Source organism: Trinickia sp., from assembly GCF_036503415.1.
In the GTDB taxonomy this organism is placed as follows: Bacteria; Pseudomonadota; Gammaproteobacteria; order Burkholderiales; family Burkholderiaceae; genus Trinickia.
In genome coordinates, this window is the sequence record NZ_DASXWY010000073.1 from 1 (window position 1) to 4567 (window position 4567).

Sequence of the window (4567 nt, forward strand, 5' to 3'; positions counted from 1 at the left end):
GCGTCTCGCGATCGTCGTCGGACATTTCGAGAACCAGTGGTTCGTCACCGAAGGGATCGAACTCGCGATGCGTGAGATCGGGGAGCACAGCGGCATGGAAGTCATGCGGGCCGAGCATTGGGAGTTCTGTCGCAAGGAAACTCTCGATGCGGTTTTTCCGGATGGCTTTCCCGGCATCGCGCTCGAGCACGCCGCGGTGATCGAGACGTCGATGATGCTGCATTACTATCCGCAGTTGGTCTCGCTCGACCGAATCCCGGAGCACGGCCCCGCGCAATTCCCCGTCTACGATATGTATCCGGCCCGCACCGCGTGGGTTCCGTCGAGCGGCGTCCTGTCGTCCGCGAAGGATTCGACGAGCGAGAAGGGGCGGTTGCTGGTCGCGGACATGGTCGCCGGCATGGCGACGGCTGTACGCCATGAGTTTGTTCTGGACGAGCAACGGCGCACGCAGTCCGCGCTGTAGCGCCGTTGCGCGTCATGGCTCGGTGTCGGTACCTCGTTCGAAGGGACTGTCGACGCGATCCGGCGAGATATCCGCATCTTCCTCGAGCGTCGAGTCGCCGTCCGCCGACGCTCGCTCGCCGGTTCCGGCCCGATCGGTATCGCTTGCGAGTTCGGCATCTCCCGTCTCCAGCGCGTGCTCGTCGAGTTCCGTATCCCGATCGAAGTCGTGCCGTTTTGCCCCGGCAATGTCGCTGCCGCTGTCGGAAGAATCGCTCGGGCCGAGCGCGCCGGTATCGCGGCCCTTTTCCGCCCCGCTTTCATCGCGTCCCGGGAGCGGATTGTCTGGATCGAGCGTGCTGCTCATGAGCTTTCTCCTATCGAGGTGAACGTTCATCCAGGAAGTCAGCATCGAGCGCGCCTGCCCCCGCGGCGAGGCCGGCACGATCGATGCGGCACGAATGAGTTGCGACTCTCACTAGCTCAGGAGGCATCTCATGAAAGCACACGCCGGCCGGTCGCAGGACGAACGCGTTGCGACGCGAAAAGGCCGATCGTTGCCGTCTCTCGAACCGCCTGGAGGGAAGATGGCCGAGGAAGGGACACAACCCGACGAGACGCATAGCAGCGGACAACTGTCGGAAGCCGGAAAGGCAGTCTGGCGCACCGGCAGCGGGATCGACGGGGGCGGGAAAACTCGCCGTTGACACCCCGCGAAGGAACGATCGTTGCTTGAACGGTCATCGCGCCGGCCGTGACCGGCGCGAGCGCGCGCAGGCGAAATTTGCAGCGTGCGGCAGATTCGATACGACACTGAAAAAGGAGGACGCCATGCGTACTCAGAAGTCTTCATCCACGACCACACCGTCGATGGGCGCCCACATCGTGGGCAAGGGCAGCGAAACCTCAGCGGGTCCGGGGCCCGAGGTGATGGCTGCCAGCACACTCGATAGCGACAAGATTCTCAGCACCGATGGCGAGGAAGTCGGCAAGGTCAAGGAGATCATGCTCGATGTGCAGACCGGGCGTATCGCTTATGTCGTGATGTCGTCGGGCGGTTTTCTCGGGATAGGCGACAAGCTGATGGCCATTCCGTGGAGCGCATTGACGCTGGACACGACCCGGAAGTGTTTTCTGCTTTCGCTGTCGTCGGAGCGCGTGAAAAACGCCCCGGGCTTCGACAAGGATCATTGGCCGACGATGGCGGATCGGACGTGGGCGACTTCGCTGCACCAGTACTACGGGCGTGAGCCGTACTGGCAGCAGCTCGGGGCGGACGACGAGTACGAGCGCGGGCGCGGTGTCGGCGCGGAAGATCTCGACCCCGATGCGCCGGAGTCCGGCGGGGTCAAGCTTTGACCGCTCGTGACAGCTAACGGCCCCTCGTGATCGTCAGTCGATCATTGGGGGCTCGCGGCCTCGCTCGCGTGCTTCCCCGCTCTTGATTGCGACGCGCCCTCCGAGGCGCCCGCAGCCGGCGCGGCCCGTTTCACAGCCGATGCGCCCGCCGTCCCAACGGCGCCTTGCGTGCCGGGCTTACGGGCCGCACCGGACGAATCGCCGTTCATCACCGTTCCCTGGGCAGCAGCAACGCCCGCCCAAAGCAATGCTATCCATCCCGCCGCTCGCGCATACGCTTTCATCGAACACTCCCTCGGCGAAAGCCCGACGCATGACTCGGGTCACTTGCTCGCCGCCGTCTTTGCAATCGCGCTCCGCAGCTCGCGAACCTCGCGCGTCGTGACGGGCGCTGCCTGATTGCCCCAGGCGTTGCGCACGAACGTCAGCACGCGCGCCATTTCCGTATCGGTGAGCTTGCCGCCGAACGCAGGCATCTCCTGAGGCTTCGGTCCATCCTGGGTCTTGGCAGTCGATCCTCCCTCGATCAACAGTCGCACGAGCGAGGTCGTCTCCGGTGCCAGCACCACCGCACTACCGGCAAGCCGCGGGTATTTACCCGGCTCCCCCATTCCGTCGTCATGATGGCAACGCGCGCAGAAACCCCGGTACAGTCCCGCGCCCGGCTGATTGATCGCACCCGTGCGCAACACATCGACGGTACGCTGACGTTTGGCGGGATCGGTGTCGGCAAGCCCATTGCGCCGCCGCGGCACAAGCGTCTTCAGGTAGGTCGAGATCGCCTCGAGATCGGTATCGGTGAGGTATTGCCCGCTGTTCTCGATGACTTCGACCATGCTGCCGAAAGCCGCCGCACCGGCGCCGTGTCCACGCTTCAGGAACGATGCGATGTCCGCCTCCGACCACCGCCCGAGCCCGGAAGCCGGATCGCCCGTCAGGTTCGGTGCGAACCAATGATCGACGGTGCCGCCCGTCAAGAACAGGGGGTCCTTGTCGCTATAGCCGCGCTCTTCGTAAGCCGGGCCACGGCCCGTATGACACGCCCCGCAGTGTCCGAGCGCCTGTACGAGGTAGGCACCGCGATTCCACGCGGCGCCACGATTCTCGTCCGGCTTGAATCGCTCGTGCGGCGCGAAGAACTCGTTCCAGAAAACGAGCGCCCAACGTTGATTGAACGGGAACGGCAACTGCGTTTGCGGCGGCCGCTTCGGCACCGGCTGCACGCCGTGCATGAAATAGGCGTAAAGCGCCCGCATATCGTCGTCGCTGATCTTCGCGAACGACGGATAAGGCATCGCGGGATAGAGATGCTTTCCGCCCGGCGCAATGCCGTCGCGCACAGCTCGAACGAAATCCTCGTAACGGTATCGGCCGATTCCAGCCTCCGGATCCGGCGTGATGTTGCTCGACCAGATGATGCCGAACGGCGAGCGCACCGGCAGCCCGCCCGCGAATGGCGCGGAAGGCTGTGGCGGATTCCCGGCAGGCGCCGCCGTATGGCATCCCGCGCAATCGGCCGCTTTGGCCAGATACGCGCCGCGCGCGACCAACGCCGAATCGGCACTCGCGGCGTGTGCGGGCGTGGGCGTGGGCGCAGCAGGCGCCGCGTCGGCAATCGCAAGGCGCGACGACAAAACGATCCCCGCGGCGAACGCGAGCATGACCGCAACGCCGCGCGCAGCCCGGGCCAGTTGCAGCGCGCAAACCGCGTCGCCCAGACCCCGATCGAATTGCGCCGTTCCCTTGTTCATGATCTCAACACCCGGAAACGAGGGCGACGGCAACGTCGGTTGCCACGAGCGCGAAGAGAAACAACAGGCTGGACATGAACCCGACCTTGGCAACGAACGCCTCACCGTTCAATAACGTCCGGTCGGCGCGCGGGGGCGCGTCGTTCGCTCGATCGGCGAGGCGGCGCCAGTTGCGCCAAGACAAGCATGCTCCCGCAATGCCCACCACCAGCGCAGCGGCACTGATGCCGATGACAGCGCGAAGCGCCGCGCCCGCATACGATGCGCGCATCGGCGCATCGTAGGGAAAACAACTTTGCGCAACGAGCGCCTCCGCAATACAGACCTGCAGCGTCCATGCCGCCGGTGCGGCAAGTATTGCAACGAAAACGCGCCACGGCGCCACGGGCGTCTCGCCGATCACACGTTGTTCATTCGCGCTGTCTGCCATCGGAGCCACCATCGACAAACCGTTATCCGATCCAATAGGGTGTCAAATAGATCGTAGTGAAAATGAAGAGCCATACCACGTCGACGAAATGCCAATACATGCTGCCGATCGTCAACGCCGCGCACCGTCGCTCGTCGAAATATCCGAGCGCCGTCCATGCATCCAGCAAGGCGAGCACCACGAGGCCGATCAGCACGTGCGCCATATGAAAGCCGGTGATCGTGAAATAAAGCGACCCGTACAGATTGGCGAGCGGCCCGTATGGGTGACCATGCCACTCGTGGAGCTGAATGCCTACGAATACGATGCCGAGCACAATCGCGATCGTCATCGATACAACGGCAGCTCGCAGACGCGCGCGGCGCACCATGCGCTCGCAATACCAGACGAACCCGCTGCTCGACAGCAGAATCAACGTATTGATTGCACCGAGCGGAAGCTTGGGCAAACCCTCGGGCGGCCAATGCCGCGTGGTCTGCACCGCGAGGTACAGATAAGTGAAGATCAGATAGCCGAACAACGCGCCCTCGGTCGCGATCAGCATCAGACAGCCAAGCCAGCCGCTGGAACGATTGCCGGCACT

Annotated in this window: 6 protein-coding genes; 2 read left to right on the forward strand and 4 right to left on the reverse strand. The window is 64.1% G+C overall.

Translation table 11 applies throughout. The features are described 5' to 3' along the window. Nucleotides 1–466: creatininase family protein (locus VGL01_RS10160; RefSeq protein ID WP_331568869.1), on the forward strand; the 466-nt coding region annotated here is incomplete at its 5' end. A gap of 12 nt (nucleotides 467–478) precedes the next feature. Here the strand turns inward: VGL01_RS10160 and VGL01_RS10165 are convergent. Continuing rightward, nucleotides 479–811 (reverse strand): chemotaxis protein, encoded by a 333-nt coding sequence (locus VGL01_RS10165; RefSeq protein WP_331568871.1) that lies wholly within the window; start codon nucleotides 809–811, stop codon nucleotides 479–481. A 464-nt stretch (nucleotides 812–1275) separates the two neighbouring features. Between VGL01_RS10165 and VGL01_RS10170 the strand changes: the two genes are divergently transcribed. Continuing rightward, nucleotides 1276–1803 (forward strand): PRC-barrel domain-containing protein, encoded by a 528-nt coding sequence (locus tag VGL01_RS10170; RefSeq protein WP_414720216.1) that lies wholly within the window; start codon nucleotides 1276–1278, stop codon nucleotides 1801–1803. Nucleotides 1804–2126: 323 nt separating this feature from the next. On the opposite strand, the gene VGL01_RS10175 is transcribed toward VGL01_RS10170, so the two are convergent. The 3 genes from VGL01_RS10175 to VGL01_RS10185 all read right to left on the reverse strand — a co-directional run. Further along, entirely contained in the window at nucleotides 2127–3554 is a 1428-nt protein-coding gene (locus tag VGL01_RS10175) for a cytochrome c (RefSeq protein WP_331568873.1), read from the reverse strand. A gap of 4 nt (nucleotides 3555–3558) precedes the next feature. Continuing rightward, nucleotides 3559–3984 (reverse strand): hypothetical protein, encoded by a 426-nt coding sequence (locus VGL01_RS10180; RefSeq protein WP_331568875.1) that lies wholly within the window; start codon nucleotides 3982–3984, stop codon nucleotides 3559–3561. 22 nt (nucleotides 3985–4006) lie between these two features. Next, the coding region (locus VGL01_RS10185; protein WP_331568877.1) for a cytochrome c oxidase subunit 3 at nucleotides 4007–4567 on the reverse strand (561 nt) is incomplete at its 5' end.

Excerpts from the sequence above, each read along its gene's own strand:
- VGL01_RS10165 (WP_331568871.1), bottom strand. The coding sequence starts at position 811 with ATGAGCAGCACGCTCGATCCAGACAATCCGCTCCCGGGACGCGATGAA.
- VGL01_RS10170 (WP_414720216.1), top strand. The coding sequence starts at position 1,276 with ATGCGTACTCAGAAGTCTTCATCCACGACCACACCGTCGATGGGCGCC.
- VGL01_RS10175 (WP_331568873.1), bottom strand. The coding sequence starts at position 3,554 with ATGAACAAGGGAACGGCGCAATTCGATCGGGGTCTGGGCGACGCGGTT.
- VGL01_RS10180 (WP_331568875.1), bottom strand. The coding sequence starts at position 3,984 with ATGGCAGACAGCGCGAATGAACAACGTGTGATCGGCGAGACGCCCGTG.